Below are 21,241 nucleotides of genomic sequence, written 5' to 3'. Positions count from 1 at the left end.
GGGAGGAGCAAAACTGCTTCTCCCTGACTGGCCGTACGCTAAAACGCGTGATCAATGCAAAACAAATTCAGAAAATGAAAAATCAGATATTCATAGATAAAATAATGGCCTTTTTCCTCGCTCTTACTTTTTTATTCTTTTCATGCGAGGACGAAACGAAACCCTTCCCCAGTCCCGGGCGCGTAATCAAATCGTTTAAACTTGAAAGCGGCCAGGTAGGATCTGAAATGATCGACATTTATAACCATACCGTCAGGTTAACGATCATGTCTTCAGTCGATTTGACATCGGTTTCACCAACGATCGCGATCTCCGATGGGGCGAGCATTTTCCCCGGATCGGGAGAGCGTATCGATATTTCTTCAGAGATGAGTTATACCTATACCGTTACGTCTGCATCGGGTTTGGCGCAGGAGTGGACGGTGTATTTTAAGATTGCTGACGCCAACGCCGATACCGGAGATTATGGCGCATATATCATTACCAGTTCCCTGAATGAAAATGCGTTGGGAATTCGGGGCGATATGCTTTATAACGACAAGTACTGGGATCATTCCCTGGTAAACGCCGAATACAACGACGCCCGGAAGTGGCAGAAGTGGCATCTCATTTTTGATGCTGAGGTAAATGGCCTGAAATATTTTAAAATAAGAAATCTTTTTAGCGGACTTTATTTAACAGTTCCGGACTCGGGATATTATCAGGGAATCAGTATTTGCCAGGATCAACCGTTGAACAATGAAAAAACAGATTTTCAGCAGTGGCGGTTAAATGCGTTGGGTGATGATGTTTATGAAATCGTCAACAGAAAGAGTGAACTCCTTTTAACCTTGAGACTTAACCAAAACGGTTCTGCTTTAGCCACCTTGAACCTGGAAGCTGAAGCGGCTGCGCAGCAATGGAAACTGAACCGGATTCCATTTGAAAGTTACCGCGACGTTCAGGTACAAAATTTCTTCAGAAGAAATGAGTCGTGGATGGGCTCGGTTGCTTTTGACCAGGGGAACAGTATTCCATTAAGCTGGGGCGCGAATGCAGGTAAAATTCTGTGGGTAACCGAAGATGCCTGGGATGCCGGTCAAATGCTGAGACCGGATGTTTTAAACGGGAATAGTTTTTTCAAGTATAATAACTCCATCCTCATCCAGCCGTCAAAAAACAACTGGAATCCTGAAGATGCGGTAAACATGACCAACCCCGATACAAAGCATCCCGGCAGGGAATATCAAATTATGGATGTGCCGGATGGACTGGACTGGACCTGGCCTGGTGTAGGATTGGAAATTGGAGATAAAGTATATGTCTACGCAGGCGAGGGCAGAGGTCTTGAAGCGGTGAACGATGCCTTATACATATTACATCAGAATAGCGGGACTTCGTGGAAGGTTGAGCGTAAAACCCCGGTGAATGTGGGCGGCGCCGATGGAATGGTCCGCGGTGACGATGGTTATGTGTATTGTTACAGCCACGAAGCAACCGATTGGCTTGGATACTCATCAAATGTTTTTGTCAGAAGATACCTCGAATCAGATCCTCTTTTAGACTGGACGTTCTGGGATGGCGCCGGATGGACGACCAACCCCTCGGCGAAAGCTCCGGTAGCCACTTCAAAAGCAACAACAAGTGTCGGAAAGGTAGATAATGTGTACGTGATGATGTCAATGGATATGGGATTTTGGTGTACCGAAGAACGGAATATCTATCTCTCTTACGCGTATAGTCCAACCGGACCCTGGTCTCAAAAAGTTAAAGTTTATGAGATCGAGGAATATATAAACGGAAACCAGGCCCGGTTTTACACGCCAATCCTTCATCCGTATTATCTTAATGAACAAAATGAACTGCTCTTAACCTATTGCCTGAATTTCAGTGCATGCGGTCAGGAGGATTACTATATCGACGAATATGGAAATAAAGCCATGAATGCCTATTATTACCGGCTTAAAGCCATCCGGGTGCCTTTATCCTTAATCGGATTGTAGAGATGATATAATTTTGCAGATTTGCAGAAATTTCTTACCCATTTATGTATGAAGGCGAAACTATTTTACAGGTCAATCGCGATGTTTCTCGTCATCTGCTGCAGCTGTCCGAATACCCGGGCGGCGGATGTCAAACAGGTTACAACACATAGTCGTTCCATGAATAAAGACATCGGGGCCATTGTCATCACTCCCGAAGGATATTCTGCGGAAACTGCTTATCCTGTTCTTTATTTATTACATGGTTATAGCGGAAATGAAAACGACTGGATCACAAAAGTCCCCGAAATAGGGCATTATGCCGATCAGTACCAGTTTATTATTGTCTGTCCCGATGGAGCATACTCCAGCTGGTATTTTGATAGTCCGGTGGATAAGAACATGAAATATGAAACCTACATCGCGGACGAATTGGTGGCTTGGGTCGATCAATCTTTTTGCACGATTAAATCAAGGGAGGGAAGAGCAATTACCGGACTGAGCATGGGAGGGCACGGAGCTCTCTATCTGGCCATTCGCAACCAGGATGTATTCGGTGCAGCCGGCAGTATGAGCGGAGGAGTTGATATCCGCCCTTTCCCCAATAACTGGGACCTTCCGACAAGATTGGGAGCCTATGCCGAAAATAAAGAAAACTGGGAAGAAAATACGGTCATCAACCTGGTTAATAAGCTGAAAGCAGATTCGCTGAAAATTACATTTGATTGCGGGATGGATGATTTTTTTTACGGTGTAAACTGCCGTTTGCACGAAAAATTCATGGAACGGAATATTCCGCATGAGTTTACGGTCAGGCCGGGAGGGCATACCTGGGAATATTGGGCAAATTCAATCGCTTTTCAAACTGTTTTCTTTCATCATTTTTTCGAAAAGTTGAGCGACAAGTAGAGAAGCTACACATGGGTTTATAAACCGGAGAAAGCTCGTTCCCGAAAACAGCTGATAAGCAAATTATTGCTGTCACACCAAAAAACGATCAATCATTAGTACAAAAACAGTTATGAAAAATATAATCTTTCTGGCCCTGTTTTTATTGGGCAGCATGCTGAACGAGAACGTATATTCGCAAATCCCGGTTGCGGGAAACAACCGGAAAAACTGGAATGCAAATTGGATCGCCGCTCATGGGGTTGACGGGAAAGCGTACGGTGTTTATTATTTCCGGAAAAATTTAACACTCCGGGAAAAACCGGAACGTTTTGTCGTTCACGTTTCTGCCGACAACCGCTATAAACTATACGTTAATGGCGAATTGGTTTCGCTGGGGCCTGCTCGTGGCGATATCTATTTTTGGAATTTCGAGACCGTTGATTTGGCGCCTCAGCTGAAAGCCGGCGAAAATCATGTGGCCGCTTTGGTATGGAACGAGTCGCAGCTGAGTCCTGAAGCGCAAGTTAGCGTGCGTACCGGATTTATCTTGCAGGGAAATTCGGAAAAAGAAGAAATACTGAATACCAATGATAGCTGGTTATGTTTGCGCGACAACGGCTACAGTGCGGCGCCAAGTATTTTTTCGGCTACTACCGGTGAAATGGTCGATCTGAATCAGAGCGTGATGAATTGGAACGATCCGTTGCTCGATGACAGCAACTGGCCGAAAGCAGCAAATTTGTTTCAGGGGAACCTGAAAGGCGATTCAGATGGATTTGGGTGGATGCTTGTTGCGTCGGAAATACCGCAAATGGAGATGACGTACGACCGTATTCCGGTCTTGCGAAAAGCAGAAGGAATAGACGTTCCAACCGGTTTTCCAGCTACAAAAACTTCGGTAACCATCCCTGCTCATACCCGGGTAACCATGCTCCTCGACCAGACTTATCTGACGAATGCTTACCTGACGTTGAATTTCGATGCAGGAAAAGATGCACGCATTGGAATAAAATATGCCGAAACCCTGATCGATGAAATGACGCCATACGGCGCCCGTAAAAGTAATCGTAACGAAGTGGAGGACAAAATTTTTTATGGCAGCCGGGATAGTCTGATTTCTAACGGACAAACAGGACAGTCGTACACAACGCTTTACTGGCGAACGTTTCGCTATATTCAGCTGTCGGTTCAAACTGAAGATGAACCGCTGACGATAACCGATATTTACGGAACATTTACCGGCTACCCGTTTAAACAGGAGTCAGCATTCAATGCAGATCAGGCCGAAATTAAACAAATTCTCGATATCGGATGGAAAACAGCCCGACTCTGTGCGATGGAAACCTACTGGGATTGTCCGTATTACGAACAGTTGCAGTATATCGGCGACACCCGCATTCAGGCAATGATCACTTACTACAACAGCAGCGACGACCGTTTGGCCCGCCATGCGCTGACCCTGATGGACCATTCGCGCCTGACCGAAGGGGTTACCTTAAGCCGCTACCCGTCGAAAGGGACGCAGGTTATTTCAACCTTTTCGCTTTGGTACATCGGTATGTTGCACGATTACTGGATGTACCGCCCGGATGCTGAATTTGTAAAGGAAAAGTTAACCGGTATGAGGGCAATCCTCGAATTCTTCGGTAAATACCAGCAAGCCGACGGCTCGCTGAAAAATACTCCGTATTGGAACTTTGTGGATTGGGCCAACGGAGAAGACTGGTTTGTCGGTGTTTCGCCAAAGGGGACAGACGGCAGCTCCGCCATTATCGATATGCAGCTTTTATGGGCCTATCAGTGGGCCGCCGAACTGGAAACCAATCTGGGAATGCCAGCCTATTCAAAAATATATGCAGAGAAGGCCGGGCAACTAAAAAAGACGATCGTTTCCAAATACTGGGACGCTTCCGGAAGTTTGTTTTCTGACACAAATGAAAAGAAACATTTCTCGCAACATGCTAACTCGCTGGCCATTTTAACCGGACTTGTCGGTAAAGATAAAATGAAATCAGTTTGTAATAGTTTGCTGACCGATCAGTCGTTGACTGAATGTACGCTTTATTTTAGCTATTACCTGTACCAGGCATTGGTCAAAGGAGGGATGGGCAACGACTATCTCAACTGGCTGGATGTATGGCGAAACGCGATGAAAGCCGGGATGACCACCTGGCCCGAGTATTCAAACCTCGAGTTTACCCGTTCAGAATGTCATGCCTGGTCGAGCAGCCCGAATATTGAATTTTACCGGACTGTTTTGGGAATCGACAGCCATGCGCCCGGTTTCTCATCCGTAAAAATCGAACCCCATTTGGGTGGGTTAACCAAGGTAAGTGGGGAAATTCCTCATCCAAACGGGAAAATTTCTGTTAAATATTTATTTTTGGATTCAAAATGGCGAATTGAAATTTACATTCCGGTTGGCATCTCAGGAATTTTCATTTGGGAAGGGAAAACATATAAACTGAAAGCGGGAGGTAACTCATTTATCATCTAGCGTTTGTTGAAAAATTAGCATAAAATATAAAAATCCGGAAGAAATGAAGAATTTAAGAAACATATTCCTGACAGTGGCCATATTGCTGTTGACCATGATCGCGAACGGCAAGGTGCGTGTGCCGCATTTTTTCTCTGACAACATGGTTCTGCAACGCGACATGCCGGTTAAGATTTGGGGTTATGCCGGTAAAAATGAACCGGTTGCTGTCAGTCTGAACGGATCAGTCCAAAAAACAACGGCAGGAAAAGACGGCAAGTGGAGCGTGGAACTGCCAGCCATGACCTATGGCGGGCCTTACCAGGTCCGGATTGATGGACGGGACAACTCCATCATACTCGACAATGTTTTAATTGGCGACGTTTGGTTGTGCAGCGGCCAGTCGAATATGGAGTTTAACCTGAATGGCGACCTGACGGCACAAGAGGCCATTCAAAATTCCGCGAACTCAAATATTCGCCTGCTGACGATTCCTAAAACAATTCAAACACGCGAGTGCGACAACACCGAAGAAACAACATGGATGGTTTGTGATCCGTCCACCTCGGCAAACTTCTCGGCAGTAGGCTATTTCTTCGGAAAAAAGTTACAGGAAGAGCTTCGTATTCCGGTCGGTCTGATCAACTCGTCGTGGGGAGGAACCGATATTGAAACATGGACAAGCTGGGAAGCGTCGATGAATAATTCGGAATATGCACCCTTTAAAGGGCAAACACTCGAAAACGCAATCGGCTATACGTCAAGTGATGTTGAACGTTTCAAACAGGCGCTGGAGAATGATCCGGCCCTGGATGCGAAATGGTATGACTTGTCAACAAAAGTGAAAGGCTGGAAAAAAATGCAGGTGCCACAAGCCTGGAATGGTGATTTGGAAAACGAAGACGGCATCATTTGGTTTCGCAAAGAAATTGAATTGCCGGCTGATGCAGATGGCTCAGCAGGGACGATTCAGCTCGGCGCGATCGACGACGAAGATATTACCTGGATTAACGGGCAGCAGGTGGGCTCCATGGGGTTATGGATTGCTAACAGGAATTATTCAATCACCCCGGGAATACTAAAAGCCGGTAAAAATATCATCATGGTACGGGTCAAGGACACCGGTTCCACCGGAGGGATGTTTGGCGTAGCTGAACAACTTTACTTTGAGGTAAACGGGACGAGGTATCCGCTGGCCGGTGAATGGGATTATAAACCGTCTGTTTTAAGTTCTTCTTTCGGGTTTAAAGCATACGGATCCGGCCCGAACAGTTTTGCCTCGCTGCTGTATAATGGTATGATTCATCCGCTGGTTGGTTATGGTATTCGGGGTGTAATTTGGTACCAGGGCGAAAATAATTCGGGTGAAGCTTATCGCTATCGTTCGCTTTTTCCCAATATGATCACTGACTGGAGAAAACAGTGGGGCTATGAATTTCCTTTTCTTTGGGTGCAACTGGCCAGTTTCATGGCGTTGGACGACCAGCCAAAAGACAGCGAATGGGCGGAGCTCAGGGAAGCGCAAAATATGACCTTAAGCCTCCCTAAAACCGGTCAGGCAGTTATTACCGATATTGGTGAAGCATTCGATATTCATCCGCGAAACAAAAAAGATGTCGGGTTGCGGTTAGCGCATACGGCCATGAACGTGGCATACCAAAAGGACGTATTGCCGTCGGGACCTGTATTTGAGGAAATGAAGCGGGATGGCAACCGGATGATCTTATCATTTTCAGGAACAGGCGAGGGGCTTTCAACTTTGGATAAGAACAAGTATGGCTATGTAAACGGCTTTGCGATTGCCGGTGACGATCAGAAATTTGTATGGGCGAAAGCTTATCTGCACAACAACCAGGTGGTGGTTTTCAGTGATGAGGTTCAACGGCCGGTAGCCGTTCGTTATGGTTGGGCCAACAACCCGGTCGAAATCAATTTGGTCAACAGTGACGGATTACTGGCTTCGCCATTCAGAACCGACACCTGGAAAGGAATTACGGAAGGTAAATAGATCAGTTGATATTAAAATTGATACGCATGTTCTCCGGTGCAGGCAATGCCAATCCGGCTTTTGTTCGCGGGAATCTTTTATATTTGCTGTATGATGGCAGCAAACAATCCGGAAAATAGTGATCAGTTTTTGCTTATTGCTTTGAAAGACGGGCAGGAGGCGGCATTCGATTTTATTTTCAGGAAATATTACAAAGCCCTTTGTGCACAGGCGAATGCCCGGGTCAATGATTTGGACCTGGCACAGAGCCTGGTGCAGGATTGTTTTATCAAACTATGGGAAAAGCGCAGCCAGTCGGCTTCAATTGAAAACCTTTCTTCGTATATGTCGTTTATGGTGCGCAATCGCTGCATCGACTACCTCAGGAGCCGGCGCCATCAACCGGAAGAAAACATGGATGGCCGCGAACAGGCCGACGACCGTTTTTCCGACACGCTTTTACTTTCGCACGAATTCGAAGAAAAGATGGTGAAAGCATTGGCTTTGTTGCCCGATCGGTGCCGCATCGCTTTTGAATACAGCCGGTTCGATGGACTTACCTATCCCGAAATAGCAAAAAAGATGGACATCTCGGTCAAAGCAGTTGAAGCCTTAATCAGCCGTTCGTTAAAAATACTCCGGGTCGAATTGAAAGACTATCTGCCCGTCATTATCTTGTTGTACCGGATAACGCATTAAATTTGTGAAATTAATACTGACGATCCCTTTGTCCAAAAAGCATTCCTGTGTTTGAGTTAGAATGAATCTTTCATTTTTCATGTAGGGTATCCCGTCACCTTTTTCGTCCTGAATGAAAACAGGAGAATTTTAACGTGGAAAAGAAAGATATTGAAGCCTTACTGATCAAATCCTTTACCGGGCAAACAGACAAAAATGAGGAGCAAACCATCGGCGAATGGCTTGCCGGGCCGGAAGAAAACCGAAAGACATTCGAAGCTTACAGAAAATTGTGGGAAAACTCAAAAACATTGACTTTATCCGGCGCCTTTGACGTCGAACCGGCACTCCGTCGTACCAAACAACAAATCCCGCAATTCACGAAGAAAACCCGTTTATTGAGCTATTGGCGGCAGGCTGCAGCAGTGTTTGTGCTTTCCGTGCTGCTGTCTTCAGCCTATCACTTTCTGATGAAACCGGGGCAAAACACGACTGAACAAACAGTTTACCAGGAAATAAAAGCGGCTTACGGTACACAAACCAAATTGGTCCTTGCCGACGGGACAGCTGTTTGGCTGAATGCCGGAAGCACCCTTCGTTTTCCGCTTTCATTTAACCATTTGGAAAACCGCCGGGTTGATTTGAAAGGGGAAGGTTATTTCGAAGTGGCTAAAGATGAAAAGCAACCCTTTATTGTACATACGTCAAAGCTTCAGGTGAAAGTACTGGGAACATCATTCAACCTAAATGCGTATGAAGAGGAGGAACACGTGGAGGTGGCCCTGATTGAAGGAAAGGTTGAATTATTACAGCAAGTGAAAGGGAAGGATATTTCGGTTATGAGACTGAATCCTTCTGACGTGGCAGATTACGACACGAAGAATAATCAAATTGTCCGTAAAGCAGAGCCCGAGATTACCCGCTATACCGCCTGGAAGGACGGAAAGATTGTCTTTTTTGACGATCCTGTTGAGAAATTGGTTTCCCGCCTCGAGAACTGGTATAATGTTGACATCGAGATTGCCGATCGTCGTTTAATGGCCTATCATTTTACCGCAACATTTAGCCACGAATCCCTTGATCAGGTACTCAAATACCTGAGTATATCTACTCCAATGAACTATGAATTTATTATGCCTCTAAAAACGGATAAGGGGGAAGAACAACGTACAAAAGTAATCCTTTTTGGCAGATAACGAAACATAACAAAAACAGAAAGCCTATGATATAATGCCGTTTTACAAAGAACAGGAAAGTGGTTGCACACTTCCCTGTTGATGTTTCACCTGAATGACTGGTTCAGGTAATGTTACAAGTTATAAACTTATACCGTTTCAAAGTTATGAAAAAAAATGTAAACGCGTCGGGCGCTTGTAAAAGCAGCGTCTGGCTAAGAGTATTAATTATGGTTAAACTAAACATCTTCTTGATGTGCTTCTCGGTGCTAAGCAGCCTGGCTTCAGGTACTTATTCCCAGAATGCCAAAATCTCACTTGATCTTCAGCAAACAACAATTAAATATGCGCTGAGAGAGATTGAAAATACCACCAACTATTTTTTCCTGTACAACAACGACTTGATTAATGTTAACAAGGTTATTGACGTGAAGGTTGAAAACCGGGGAATTGAAGAAGTACTCGATTTGTTGTTTAAGGGGGAGGATGTAAAGTATGTTGTGATGGATAGGCAGATTATTATCACGCCTAAAACCTCTGCAACGTTGGTCTCATCACAACAAACACCCGTTACGGGCAAAGTAACAAATGCCACGGGAGAACCATTACCCGGGGTAGCAATTGTGGTGAAAGGGACTACGGTTGGAACTATTACAGATGCAGACGGGAATTATGCCATCCAGGCAAGGTCTGATGAAGTCCTGGTTTTTTCGTTTGTGGGTATGCAGAAACAGGAGATACTCATTGACGGGAGACAAACCATTAACATTTTTATGAATGAAGATGAAATGGCTCTCGATGAGGTGATTGTGATTGGTTATGGTACTGCCAAAAGAGGTGAGTATACCGGTTCGGTGAGCTCAGTGAAAATGGAAGGATCACCAATTTCTCTGGCTCCGAATCTGAATGCGTTGGAATCACTGAAAGGAAATGTTTCGGGCCTGAACATTGGCGCTACAAATTCGGCTGGTGGCGAACCCAGCATGTTGATTCGAGGTCAGAATTCCATTAACGGCGACAATAATCCGTTGATTGTTTTGGATGGGGTGATCTATATGGGAAGCTTGAATGACATCAATCCGAACGATATTGCGAGCTTTGATATTCTGAAAGATGCTGTTTCGGCGGCGGCCTACGGGTCGAGGGCGGCAAACGGGATTATTGCCATTACAACTAGGCGCGGAAGTTCGGCGAAACCGCTGATTACCTTTAATACCTCTGCCGGCGTTCATACCTGGCAAAACCGCCCCAAAATGATGAACGGGGCTGAGTGGATTAAATCGGTAAATGCCCGCAACAGCTATACGGAAGGTTCTACCGACTGGATGAAAGCCGGCGAACTGGCCAATCTGGAAGCTGGCAGAGAAATAAACTGGCAGGATGAAGTTACCCAAACCGGCATCATTCAGGATTATCAGTTAGCCGTGTCCGGGGCAGGTAAGGGAATCAATTATTACCTCTCCACGTCATACAATACCAACAAGGGGGCTATTGTTGGCGACGATTTTGAACGAATTTCGGTATTGGGAAAAGTGAACACCGAAATTACCAGTTGGTTGAAGGTTGGCGTTGATGGAAGCTTCTCCCGGCGGGATTATTCCGGATTTGCAGCGAACATTCAAAGCGCACAAAAAATGTCGCCTTACGGGGTCCTGTATCGTGATGAACAGGGAAATCTGGAGAAATATCCGTACACACAGTCATTGGTTAACCCTTTGTGGGGAGTTGACGACGGGACAACCGATAATAAAGATGTCAGAAACAATTACCGGCTAAATAGTTATGCTTCTATTGATGTTCCCTGGATCAAAGGACTTAATTACCGATTGAACTACCTGATTAACTCAGATCAGAATCAATCGGGAAGTTTTTATTACGAAGATTATTATATTGCTGAAGGTTCGAGCCTGGACCGCTATTCTCCGGCAACGGTGCAGTCGCTTCTTGCACGGGCAAACGGAAATCTGAATACAAACAGCATGAACAGCTACGTGTGGGATAATATTCTGAATTACAAAAATACTTTTGGAAAACACAGTGTAGAAGGTACATTGGTGGCCACCCGCGATTACCTGAAGTATAAAATCATCTATGTCACAGGTTCTGATTTCGCTGCTAACGGCAATACGGCGCTGGGCATGTGGGGACTCCATAAAGCAACCGTGCAGAAAGTTGATCTTTATGTAAACAGCAGCGTCAACGGAAACCAGATCGGCGGTTACGAAAAAGCGAATATCGGTTACCTGGGACGTCTTAGCTATTCTTTTGACGGTAAATATTACCTGACAGGTTCATATCGCAGGGACGGCGCCTCCGTATTTGGTGCCAATAAAAAATGGGGAAATTTTGCAGCGCTTGGCCTTGCCTGGAAAATTTCGGATGAAGATTTCATGGAAAATATTGAGCCGCTTGACTTCCTGAAACTGAGATTGGCATGGGGACAGAACGGAAACCAGGGACTGGGGCCTTACGGAACTTTGTCACAGGTAGCCAACGGACCAACAGGTGGTTATCGTTACCAGTTTTCTGATGCTCCCGGCAAAATTAGTTATGGTTTGGTGCAAAGTACGCTGGGCAATCCGGAGCTGGGTTGGGAAAGTACCGAATCGTGGAACATGGGTTTTGAGTCGGCTTGGTTAAAAGACCGGCTATTTGCAGATCTCGATGTTTATTTTTCGGAGACCACTGATCAGATTTTTACCCGAACCATTCCCGTGATGAACGGATTCAAAACAGTGTTAGCATCCATGGGGCAGGTGAATAATTCGGGTATCGAATTAACGGTACGCTCCGTGAATATTCAGAAAAATGATCTGAATTGGACGACAGGAGTCACTTTCTGGAAGAACAATAATAAGTTGAAAAAACTTTATGGAGATGATCTTGACGGTGACGGAAAAGAAGATGACGATATTGGTAACAGTTTGTTTATCGGTAAATCTCTTGGAGCCATCTTCGGTTATCAGCAGGATGGAATTGTACAGGAAGATGATACGGAATATCGCGCTTTGACTGGTGCTGCGCCCGGCTCGCCCAAATATAAAGATTTAGACAATGTAGCCGGAATCACGGCAGATGACCGCACCATCGTTGGTTATACCAAGGAGAATTTCCGCTTGAACATGAGCAACAATATCCGGTATAAAAATTTCGAGTTTTACATGCTGGTCACCGGAATATTCGGAGGGAACAATCATTATCTTCAGACGAATACGCCTGCTTTCCTGACCCGGACCGACCGCTTTAATGATAATATGCCTTACAAGCCAGCCTGGACCGCCGAAAACAGGAGCAATACCTACCCTTCAGCAACCTATTCGGCCGACGGGCGTTACCTTGGTTTACAATCACGCGGATTTGTACGGATCCAGGATATCACGCTGTCTTATACATTTAATCAGCCTTGGATAAAAATGGCGAATATCAGTTCGCTCCGATTATTTTTTGCGGCTAAAAATGTGGCTACTTTTACCAATTGGGACGGTGGCGATCCGGAAACCGGAGCCAGATACCTGGAGAATACCTTTCCTGTTGTTTCAACCTACTCAATCGGTGCAAATATCAGTTTTTAACCAAAATACTAATGCTTACGATTATGAAAAGAATACAATATATTTATCTGGGGCTTATGATACTTCTCACAGGCATGATAAGCTGCGATGACAATAAATTCCTGCAGGAAGATCCGTCTACTTTTTATACGGTTGAGAATGCATTTACCACTTCCTCTCAAATCGATCAGGTGGTGGTTTCTATATATTCCCACATCCGCGATTTATGGGTAAATCCTTCTGAAACAGGGTGGATTTATGTTTTCAGGGGAAAAGGAACCGATATGTACGACGTGCCAAGTATCCGGAGAGGAAATACTTTCAGCGATTATAGTGTTATAAATCCCGACAACGGGAATTTCTACGACAATTTTTCGACATGGTACTATGTAATTTCCAGGGCGAATATTGCCATTCATGCGGCTGAATTACCCGCTTTGTCGTGGTCGTCGGCCGGTGAGAAAGCATATGTTTTGGCGCAAGCCAGATTTTTCAGGGCTTTTGCTTATCGTAACCTGGGCGAGCTTTTTGGCGGTGTCCCCATCGTTACGGAACCGGTCGAGTTTCCGTTGTTCAACTTTGAACGAGCTACACGAGTGGCCACCTACCAGTTTGCCATTACCGAGATAGAAGCGATCCTAAATGACTTGCCCGAAACAACGGCCAGTGGCGGACGGATTGTTCGTGGGGCAGCTCAGCATAATTTGTCCGAATTGTACCTCGCTTTGGGAATTCAGCTCCAGACCGAAGGCAAAGAAACGGAGGCTCAGGCGGCCTTTACCCAATCGGTTAGTTATGCCAGCCAAGTGATTGATGGTGGGATTTATTCGCTGATGAACGCTCGTTTTGGGGCCCGGGCTTCCGAAACTGACATTCCCATCAATATCTACAAAAATGGTGTTTCAAGTGCAAGTGAAAAAGTAGGAGTACTCAGTTTGCCGGCCAACTACTATTGGGACTTGTTTCAGGAAGGAAGTGTGAATTATCAGGATGGAAACAAAGAATGCATCTGGGCTGCTCAGATCGATTATGCCGCGTATAAAGCAGAAGACGGGAAATCAAAGCTAAATTATTCACGGGCTTATGGGCCGGTTTTTCGCGACGGAGCGAAGAACCACCTCACGGGAACGCTCGAAGAAGTTGGCGGGCGCGGGATCGCCCAGATGATTACAACCATGTATTCACGCGATCTGATCTATGCAAATGAATGGGGAGATGATATGAGGAATTCAGATATTGTTTACCGAAGGTCGTTCATCGGGAATGTACCCGGTTCTCCCTATTATTTAAACCCGGTACCCTGGGAAGTTATGTATAATGGCGGCGCAGATGCAACAACCAATACCAATAACCGTAGTCTTTGCTATCCGGTTTCCTGCAAAATTGCTACCGATAAATATACCGGACTGGCCGATGGGGAGAACAGGAGTAACCTGTTCCGTGATGATTATATTATCCGTCTTCCCGAAACGATCCTGCTTCGCGCAGAAGCAAAACAACGGATGGGGAACAAAGCCGGAGCTGCAGCCGATATCAACTTGCTCAGGCAACGCGCCCAGTGCGGTTACCTGGTGTCGGCTGTCGACATGGATGACAATTTTGACATGATTCTTGATGAACGCGCAAGGGAGCTTGTTTACGAAGAATGCCGGTGGAATACCTTATTGCGTGTGGGCGGAACCATTGCCGTGGAACGTATACGCAATTATGCCTATTGGCCCGAAACGCAAGCTACGCTGACATTCAATTACAACCTTTGGCCGATTCCGCAAGCGGTAATCGACACCAACAAAGATGTTGTTCTGGCCCAAAACCCGGGCTGGACAAACCGGTAGTCTTATTTTCACTGTTTTTTGCAAAATTTAGGACAGCCCAAATCCGGCTGTCCTAAATTTAATCTTCCGTATTCAGGTCGTCTCATAAAATAACCTAAACCCAGCCAAACATGAATAAAATAATCCTTTTAATTATTGTTGCCTGTGATTTTCTGAATGTATCGGGACAGAATTTCTATTCATTAAATACGAACATATCAGTAAATATTGAAGTGGTCAAAGAGGGATTCTTACACTTGCCAGACGAATCAAAGCTCCGCTGTTACTGGTGGTGGCTCAACAGTATGGCCACAAAAGAATCGATTACCCGCGATCTGGAGGAAATGAAAGCCAAAGGCTACGGGGGGGCGTCAATCGTTGACGCCGGAAGCTCGAATTACTCGGTGGCGCAAAAAACTGCTGCCGGCCCCGTTTTTATGAGCGCTGAGTGGATGGAACTATACCAGCATGCTGTGAAAGAAGCCGACCGGGTTGGCATTGAGTTAAGCGTGAACGTGCAAAGCGGATGGAACCCCGGCGCCCCATCCATCACCCCTGACATGGCTCTTAAAAAGTTGGTTTACAATGAGATAGAAGTTGCCGGAGGCAAACAGTTGACAATCAGGCTGCTCCAACCTGAAACAACGTTGGCGTATAAAGATGTGATGGTACAGGCCATTCCGTTGCCGGCAAAAAATTCGCCTGTAAAAAATGATGCCATCATCCATTGGGACAAAAAATCATTTAACCGCGCCATGGGCTGGCAGGGAATCTATCCTTTGCACGAGTTACGCGATGGATTCAACCATCCGGTAAACGTTAATGTTATCCGAAAAGAAGATATCATTGATTTGACTGCAAATTTTGACGGAGCAACGTTAAAATGGGACGCCCCTAAAGGCGATTGGCTGGTAATTCGCTATGGCTGGACTTGTACAGGGGCAAGGACTTCTACCACAAGTGATGGTTGGGAAGGGTTTTCGCTTGACCATCTAAACCCTGCCGCCTTTGAGCTTTTCAGGGAAACGGTCATCCAGCCACTTATCGACTCGGCACAGGCTGTTGGCAACAGCGTCAGATTCCTGCAAACCGACAGTTGGGAAATGGGAACAGTGAATTGGACAAACCGGTTCCCGGAAGAATTTGAAAAGTTCAGAGGTTACAAGTTGGACAAATACCTCCCCGTAATGACAGGCCGTGTGGTCGAAAGCCAAGAAATATCGAACCGGTTTTTGCACGATCTCAGGAAAACTGTTGGCGATTGCGTCGCCGAAAACCATTACAGGCTTTTCGCCGAGCTGGCACACAAACATGGCATGGGCATTCATCCCGAATCGGGCGGACCGCATTCTGCTCCGGTCGATGCGCTGAAAGTAATGGCCATCAGCGACTTCCCCCAGGGCGAATTTTGGGCGCGGTCCAATACGCACCGCGTATCTGATGCCGCCCGGTTGGCTGTAAAACAAAGCGCCTGTGTTGCCCATACCAACGGCAAACGTTTCGTCGCTGCCGAAGGGCCTACCAGCATCGGCCCGCAATGGGAACGTTCACCCAAAGACCTGAAAGCCAACCTCGACCGGATTTTTTGCTCAGGGGTCAACCGCATTGTCTGGCACACCTTCACATCTTCGCCTGAAGAATTTGGCAAACCGGGCAACGAATATTTTGCAGGCACTCACTTGAACCCGAATGTGACCTGGTGGGAGCAGTCCGCGGATTTTATCAGTTACCTTAACCGTTGCAGTTTTATGCTCCAGCAAGGTGTTTTTGTAGCCGATGTGCTGTATTATTACGGTGACGACGTGCCAAATTTTGTTTTTCTGAAAGAAGAATATCCGGAGCTGAATTTTGGTTACGATTGGGACAAGTGCTCCAAAGATATAATTCTAAACCGGGTTTCGTTTGATGGTGAAAAAATCGTGTTGCCTGACGGAATGAGTTATCGCATCCTGGTTTTAGCCCCGGAACAAGCCATCGACTTGGAAGTACTGAAGAAAGTGGAGGAACTGGTTCACGCGGGTTTAACCGTTATTACACCGCGGCCAAAAGCAACAACAGGATTAAGAGGGTACCCGCAAAGCGATAAGGAACTGGCAGGTGTCGCTGCCCGCTTATGGGGCAATATTGATGGCGAAAACACAACTGAAAACCGTTATGGAAAAGGCCGGGTTATTTGGGGACAAGATGTCAATGAGATTTTGGCCGGGATGAGGGTGAACCCCGATCTGACGTTTTCAAGTCCGGATAAAGAAACAGCTTTGGATTACATCCACCGCAGGACCGATAGTGCAGATATTTATTTTATGGTGAACCGCTTTGCCCGGAAAGGGATTAATGATTTTGAATATCGCTATCTTACTGATCTTCCCGACCGTTTTGAACAGGTGGAGTGCAAATTCCGTGTAACCGGTAAAACACCTCAATTGTGGAACCCGCAAACAGGCGAGGTCAGGCCGGTTGCAGTTTACCGCGAAGAAGACGGGCACACCATTGTGCCGCTCCACCTGGAGCCTGAGGGTTCCGTTTTTGTAGTTTTCACCGACCAACTGCCCGAAAATCATATTGTAAAAATTGAAAAAGACGGGAAGAAACTCTTCCCCGGAAATGAATTTGAAGCAAAAGCACATCCGTTTATTACATTTGAGCAATCGGAAGGTCAGTGGAAAGCAACAGCTTTTAAACCCGGAAATTATTCCCTGTTTTGGTCAAATGGGAGAATACAAACTGTCAAGTTCAACGAGACGGCACAGGTTATCCCGGTAGCCGGTAGCTGGAATGTTCATTTTGATACGGAATGGGGAGGGCCGGGAACAATTGTATTGGATGAGCTTAAGTCATGGACCGAACTTTCTGAAGACGGTGTCAGGTACTATTCAGGGACAGCCGTTTATGAAAAAGACTTCCATTTGAAAAAGACAATTTTGCAGGGAAAGAAAGCTATGCTCAGTTTAGGCAACCTACACGAAATGGCCGTGGTCAAACTGAACGGGCATCGATTCAACCTCAATTGGGCACCGCCCTACGAAATGGATGTGACCAATTACCTAAAAGATGGCAAAAATGAACTTGAAATAGAAGTTACCAACTTATGGCCAAACCGGTTGATCGGTGATGGAAAACTGCCGGAACAAGAAAGGCTGACCAAAACCAACATCAACAAATTTGATGGGCCAGATGCCGAAAAATTCCTGCGGGAGTCAGGTTTGATAGGGCCGGTATCCCTTATCTTTTCAAAAAAAATGAACATTAAATAAAGGTATGAATTCAAGAGAACGTGTTTTAAAAGCTTTTCGAAAACTTGATGGTTTTTCCGACCGAGTTCCGGTCCAGTTTGATTTGTGCCGAGTATATCGAAAAAATTATTTAAATAAGGCAAATAATAATTTCTCTTTTCTGTGTCAATTTTCAAAGTTTTTCGATCATTTTTCAAATTGAAGGAAGGGTAAATAATTCATAACTTGCACCTAACTGTGCTTGTTGATAAAACCCGACTAAATCAAAAATAAAATGAAAAAAACTTATCTACTGGTTTTTGCCGCCCTCTTCATGGTATTTCTTACTGGTTGCAATGAAAAAGAAGCAACTGAAGAAGGTATCCATTCTTATGCTGAGCTGAAAAAACTGCTTGTCGATCCGCCGTCGGAATACCGCAGCGCCCCGCTGTGGGACTGGAATGACGACATCACGGAAGAAGGAATTGCTTTTCAAATGGAGGAATTTAAAAAAGCCGGTATTGGTGGCGTTTTTGTACACCCGCGCCCGGGTCTGATCACCGAATACCTTTCGGATGAATGGTTTCACCTGTTTGATTATACCCTTCAAAAAGGAAAAGAGCTGGATATGAAGGTATGGATTTACGATGAAAACTCATATCCGTCCGGTTTTGCAGGCGGCCATGTACCTGCCGAAATGCCCGATTCCTACCAACACGGCGCCGGGCTGGGGCTCGAAATTCAGCAGGAACTGACGGTTGCACCCAATGATACCATCGTAGTGGTGCTTCATCAAACCGAAAATGGTTTTACCGATATCACTTCCGAACTGGTACAATGGAACGGCAAAAAAGGGGACTTCTATATTTTCCGGAAAACTTATCCGCAAAAATCGCCCTGGTACGGAGGGTTTACCTATGTTGACCTATTGGTAAAAGGGGTAACCGAAAAATTCATCGACCTGACCATGACCAAAGGTTACGAGCGAAACAGCGCCTATTTTGGCAATACGCTTCCGGGCATTTTCACCGATGAACCGAACCTGGAAGCGGCTATGCCGCGCGGGACCATGCTGCGTTGGACGCCCGGTCTTTGGGAAACTTTTCAGCAGCGTTGGGGATACGACCTGAAAATAAACCTGCCATCGCTGGTTGAAGAAACAGGCGATTGGAAAAAAGTAAGGCACGATTATTACGAATTGCTGCTCGAACTGTTTGTAGACCGCTGGGCAAAACCCTGGAGCAAATACTGCGATGACAGAAACCTGAAATGGACAGGCCATTACTGGGAACACGGCTGGCCCGAACCCACGCATGGTTTTGACGAAGCCGCGTTTTACATCTGGCACCAGCAACCCGGGGTAGATATGTTGGGAAATAAGCTGGACAGGGAAGGGCTGGGCGGACAATTTGGTAACGACCGCGCCGTTCGGGAACTGGCAAGCGCCGCCAACCAGGCCGGCCGGACCCGGACTTTGAGTGAAACATACGGTGGCGGCGGTTGGCAAATGGATTTCGCGGAACAAAAACGGCTGGCCGACTGGCAGGCGGTGCTGGGCGTCAACTTTGTCAACCAGCACCTTTCGTATTACACGATCAAAGGCGTCCGCAAATTCGATTATCCTCCTTCTTTTTCGTATCACGAACCCTGGTGGGCGCACTACAAAATTTTGGGCGACTACCTCGGGCGGATCAGTATGGCGATGGCCGCAGGGCAGCAGATTAACCACACGCTGGTGCTTCAGCCCAACACCACGGCGTGGATGTATTTTTCGAGGAAAGAAAAAAATCCAACCATCCAAACCATTCGCGATGGTTTTAAAAACTTTGTCTGGCAACTGGAACAAAAACATTGGGAATACGACCTCGGCTCGGAAAATGTATTGAAAGAACTCGGGCAGGTAAACAAGGGGAAAATGGTCGTCGGACAACGGGCGTATTCGCTGGTGGTCATTCCTGCGGAAATGGAAAATATCGATCAGCAGACATTTGAACTTCTGCAAAAATACCTGGAACAAGGTGGAAAACTACTGAGTTTCACCAGACAGATTGCAAGGCTCAACGGCGCCGAATCGGATAAAGTGAATCAATTGGCTAGTCAATATCCGGAGCAGTGGTTTTTTGTCCGCGATTTGAATGACAGCATTGCCAACCAGATGTTTGCAAGTCATGAATTTGAGATGTTGGATAAAACCAACAATGGCATGTTGTATCACCAACAAAGGATGCTGGATGACGGTCAACTGGTTTTTGTGGTAAATTCGCACGAAACCGAAAAGGCGGCAGCCACTGTCTCTGTACAAGGCAAACAGGTCATTTGGATTGATTTGCTGAGCGGAAAAGAATTTTCGTATCCGGCCGCTTCAGCCAATAAACGTGTCTCTTTTGAGTTTGAACTGCAACCTGGCGGAAGCGCTCTGTTCGCGGTTACAAACAAAAAAAGCGAAGCGCCGGAGTTTGTTTCCGAAGAAAAAAACAGAGAAGAAATAGCTGCTTCCGGAGAAATGAGGATCAAACGGGAGTCTGACAATCTCCTTCCAATCAATTACCTGGATCTGAAAACGGCCAAAACGGATCAGAAAGAAATTTACTTTGTTAAAGCGGCCAATCATCTGTTTACTGAAAACGGCGTAGAGATCGGCAATCCGTGGCAACACAAAGTTCAATACAAAAAAAGCTACCTCGAGATGGATTCTTTGTTTCAGTCCGGCTCAGGGTTCGAGGCGAATTATCATTTTTATATCGACAAAAATCTTTCGCAAGAAACGGTCAAAAATATCCGGGCAGTGGTGGAACGTCCCGAATTATGGCAGATTTTTGTCAATGGTGAATTGGCTGAAAAAGTCCCTGATGCCTTCTGGATTGACAAAGATTTCCCCGTGTTTGCCATTGGGCAATTTCTGAAAACAGGCAAAAACACCATCACCTTAAAATCGCCGCGAATGACTATTCTGACGGAGATTATGCCTGTTTATTTATTGGGCGGTTTTCTGGTGAAACCGGATGCCAACGGATTTGTCCTCGCGGAAGGTGAACTGACCGGTATGGGCTCATGGGCGGCGGCAGGTTTGCCGTTTTATTCGCAACAGGTTTCTTATTCTCAAAATTTTCAAATTGAAAAAGAAAACGGATGCAGTTATCACCTCGGGCTGGGCCAGTGGAAAGGCACGGTTGCCGAAGTGCTGGTGAACGGCAAAGCTGCCGGATTGATCGCCTGGGCGCCTTATGAACTGGACATTACCGGCGAACTGGAAAACGGGCAAAACGAAATTACCGTTCAAATTACCGGGAGCCTTAAAAATACCTTTGGCGTGTTTTACAACAAAAACGATAACTGGATCTGGGGGCCGCACGCCTGGATGAATGCACCCGAAAAAAGCCCTGCCGCTTCGGACTACGCTCTGATTGATTACGGTTTATTTGAGACCTTTAAAGTGTATTGTGTGAAGTAATGAAATTCGTTTTGAATCACATAGATACATAAGATGAATTAATTT

At 45.9% G+C, this 21,241-nt stretch carries 10 protein-coding genes; all 10 read left to right on the top strand.

Translation table 11 applies throughout. The features are described 5' to 3' along the window. Window positions 1-74: 74 nt before the first annotated feature. The 10 genes from ACOIT5_RS22485 (at window position 75) to ACOIT5_RS22440 (ending at window position 21,196) form a co-directional block, all read left to right on the top strand. Window positions 75-1,982: an RICIN domain-containing protein gene (locus tag ACOIT5_RS22485; protein ID WP_423128402.1), complete on the top strand. Its 1,908-nt coding sequence runs from the start codon at window positions 75-77 to the stop codon at window positions 1,980-1,982. 48 nt (window positions 1,983-2,030) lie between these two features. Beyond that, complete coding sequence (locus ACOIT5_RS22480; protein WP_423128401.1) at window positions 2,031-2,870, top strand: alpha/beta hydrolase; 840 nt, start codon at window positions 2,031-2,033, stop codon at window positions 2,868-2,870. 112 nt (window positions 2,871-2,982) lie between these two features. Next, window positions 2,983-5,349, top strand: coding sequence for an alpha-L-rhamnosidase N-terminal domain-containing protein (locus tag ACOIT5_RS22475; RefSeq protein WP_423128400.1), 2,367 nt, complete (start codon window positions 2,983-2,985; stop codon window positions 5,347-5,349). 43 nt (window positions 5,350-5,392) lie between these two features. Further along, window positions 5,393-7,336, top strand: coding sequence for a sialate O-acetylesterase (locus tag ACOIT5_RS22470; protein ID WP_423128399.1), 1,944 nt, complete (start codon window positions 5,393-5,395; stop codon window positions 7,334-7,336). 90 nt (window positions 7,337-7,426) lie between these two features. Next, window positions 7,427-8,014 carry an RNA polymerase sigma factor gene (locus ACOIT5_RS22465; protein WP_423128398.1) on the top strand — a complete coding sequence of 196 codons (588 nt, stop codon included), beginning with the start codon at window positions 7,427-7,429 and terminating at the stop codon, window positions 8,012-8,014. Window positions 8,015-8,148: 134 nt separating this feature from the next. Continuing rightward, window positions 8,149-9,189 (top strand): FecR family protein, encoded by a 1,041-nt coding sequence (locus ACOIT5_RS22460; protein WP_423128397.1) that lies wholly within the window; start codon window positions 8,149-8,151, stop codon window positions 9,187-9,189. A gap of 146 nt (window positions 9,190-9,335) precedes the next feature. Next, complete coding sequence (locus ACOIT5_RS22455) at window positions 9,336-12,740, top strand: TonB-dependent receptor (RefSeq protein WP_423128396.1); 3,405 nt, start codon at window positions 9,336-9,338, stop codon at window positions 12,738-12,740. A gap of 23 nt (window positions 12,741-12,763) precedes the next feature. Then, complete coding sequence (locus ACOIT5_RS22450) at window positions 12,764-14,554, top strand: RagB/SusD family nutrient uptake outer membrane protein (protein ID WP_423128395.1); 1,791 nt, start codon at window positions 12,764-12,766, stop codon at window positions 14,552-14,554. Between the two features lie 110 nt (window positions 14,555-14,664). After that, window positions 14,665-17,787 carry a glycosyl hydrolase gene (locus tag ACOIT5_RS22445; protein WP_423128394.1) on the top strand — a complete coding sequence of 1,041 codons (3,123 nt, stop codon included), beginning with the start codon at window positions 14,665-14,667 and terminating at the stop codon, window positions 17,785-17,787. A gap of 253 nt (window positions 17,788-18,040) precedes the next feature. Then, window positions 18,041-21,196, top strand: coding sequence for a glycosyl hydrolase (locus ACOIT5_RS22440; RefSeq protein ID WP_423128393.1), 3,156 nt, complete (start codon window positions 18,041-18,043; stop codon window positions 21,194-21,196). The last annotated feature ends 45 nt before the right edge of the window (window positions 21,197-21,241 follow it).

Source organism: Gaoshiqia hydrogeniformans (assembly GCF_049347105.1).
GTDB classification, from domain to species: domain Bacteria; phylum Bacteroidota; class Bacteroidia; order Bacteroidales; family Prolixibacteraceae; genus Gaoshiqia; species Gaoshiqia hydrogeniformans.
This window is presented reverse-complemented; position numbering and strand designations above follow the sequence as displayed.